The sequence below is a fragment of the Cellulosimicrobium composti genome, assembly GCF_010287905.1.
Taxonomy (GTDB): Bacteria; Actinomycetota; Actinomycetes; order Actinomycetales; family Cellulomonadaceae; genus Cellulosimicrobium; species Cellulosimicrobium composti.
Genome location: NZ_JAAFAN010000137.1, coordinates 1 through 2,246 on the forward strand (window position 1 = coordinate 1; position 2,246 = coordinate 2,246).

1 protein-coding gene is annotated in these 2,246 nt (G+C 75.6%); it reads left to right on the forward strand.

Annotated elements, in window-relative coordinates; genetic code table 11:
* Nucleotides 1-144 precede the first annotated feature (144 nt).
* A complete protein-coding gene (aceB, locus tag GYH36_RS19010) occupies nt 145-1,899 on the forward strand; it encodes a malate synthase A (RefSeq protein WP_162290689.1) in 1,755 nt (584 codons plus the stop codon).
* The last annotated feature ends 347 nt before the right edge of the window (nt 1,900-2,246 follow it).

Below are 2,246 nucleotides of genomic sequence, written 5' to 3' on the forward strand. Positions count from 1 at the left end.
CCCCCCCCCCCCCCCCCCCCCCCCCCCCCCCCCCCCCCCCCCCCCCCCCCCCCCCCCCCCCCCCCCCCCCCCCCCCGGGGGGGGGGGCCCCCCCCCCCCCCCCCCCCCCCCCCCCCCCCCGCGACACGACCTCCGGAGAACGCCATGACCGCCCTCACCACGACCACCTCTCCCCCGACCTCGGACCCCTCCGGGACGTCGCCCGACGACGAACCGCGCCCCGGGAGCCCGGGCCGCCCCGCGCCGTCGGGCACCCTGCGCGTCACCGGCACCCTCGGCGAGCGCTACCGCGAGATCCTCACGCCCGAGGCGCTCGACTTCGTGACGCTGCTGCACGACCGGTTCGTCGCCCGCCGCCACGAGTTGCTCATGGACCGCCAGCAGCGCCGGCAGGACGTCGCCGACGGCATCGACCCCGACTTCCGCGCGTCCACGCGCCCCGTGCGCGACGACCCGACGTGGCGCGTCGCCGGGTCGACCGGGGCGCCCGGCCTCGACGACCGCCGCGTCGAGATCACGGGCCCGACCGACCCGAAGATGACGATCAACGCCCTCAACTCGGGGGCCAAGGTGTGGCTCGCGGACGCCGAGGACGCGTCGAGCCCCACGTGGCGCAACGTGATCGAGGGCCAGCTCGCCCTGCACGACGCGATCCGCGGGACGCTCACGCACACCGTCGACGTCCCGGGCGGCGAGCCCAAGGAGTACCGGCTGCGCTCGACGACGCTCACCGACCTCCCGACGATCGTGTTCCGCCCGCGCGGGTGGCACCTCATCGAGAAGCACATGCGGTACGTCGACCGCGCCGGGGTCAGCGTGTCGGCGTCGGCGTCGCTCGTGGACTTCGGGCTGTACCTGTTCCACAACGGCCGCGAGCTCGTGGAGCGCGGCCGCGGGCCGTACTTCTACCTGCCCAAGCTCGAGGGCTACCGCGAGGCGCGGCTGTGGAACGACGTGTTCGTGCTCGCGCAGGACTACCTCGGCCTCCCGCAGGGCACGATCCGCGCGACCGTGCTCATCGAGACGCTGCCCGCGGCGTTCGAGATGGAGGAGATCCTCTACGAGCTGCGCGACCACTGCGCCGGGCTCAACGCCGGGCGGTGGGACTACCTGTTCTCCGTCATCAAGGCGTTCCGCACGCGCGGCGACTCCTACGTGCTGCCCGACCGCGCCCAGGTGACCATGACCGCGCCGTTCATGCGCGCGTACACCGAGCTGCTCGTCGCGACGTGCCACCGGCGCGGCGCCCACGCGATCGGCGGGATGAGCGCGTTCATCCCCGACCGGCGGCGGCCCGACGTCACCGAGCGCGCGTTCGAGCAGGTGCGCGCCGACAAGCGCCGCGAGGCGACGGACGGGTTCGACGGCACGTGGGTCGCGCACCCCGACCTCATCGAGGTCGCGCGCGGCGAGTTCGACGCCGTGCTGGGCGACCGCCCGCACCAGGTCTCGCGCCGGCGCGACGACGTCACCGTGGGCCAGCACGAGCTCCTCGACATCGGCTCGGCGCGGCGCGCGGGCGCGACCGTGACCGCCGCAGGCCTGCGGTCCAACGTGTCGGTGGGCGTGCGGTACCTCGAGTCGTGGCTGCGCGGCGTCGGCGCCGCCGCGATCGACCACCTCATGGAGGACGCCGCGACCGCGGAGATCTCGCGGTCGCAGGTGTGGCAGTGGATCGCCTCGGGCACGCGCACCGAGAACGGCGTGCCCATCACGCGCGAGCGCGTCGAGGCGCTGCTCGCCGAGATCGTCGACGACCTGCCGCGCACGCCCGGCAACCGGATCGACGACGCCGCGAACGTGTTCCGCGCCGTCGCGCTCGCCGAGGACTTCCCGACGTTCCTCACCATCGGGGCGTACTCGCAGTTCCTCGTCGGGTCGGAGGTCGACCAGCCGTAACCGGTCTCCTGCCGAGAACGACCGTGGTGCCGTGGTCCGTCCGATCACGGCACCGCGGTCGTTCTCGTGGCCGCGGTCGTTCTCGTGGTCGCGACGGGCGTGCTCGTGGTCGCGACGGGCGTGCTCGACGGCGGGGCCCCCGGTGTGGGAGCATCCCGCCACGCACGGCGGCACGGATCGTCCGGGCGCTCGCCCGCACGACTCCGGAGCAGCACGTGGACAACCCCTTCCCGCCGCCGAACGGCGCCGCGCCCGCGGCGCCCGTCCCGCCGACCGGCGCGACCCCGCCGGCAGCGCCGCCGGCTCCCCCGCAGCCCGTCCCGGCCGCCGCGCCGCCGGCTCTCGGC

Excerpts from the sequence above, each read along its gene's own strand:
- aceB (WP_162290689.1), top strand. The coding sequence starts at position 145 with ATGACCGCCCTCACCACGACCACCTCTCCCCCGACCTCGGACCCCTCC.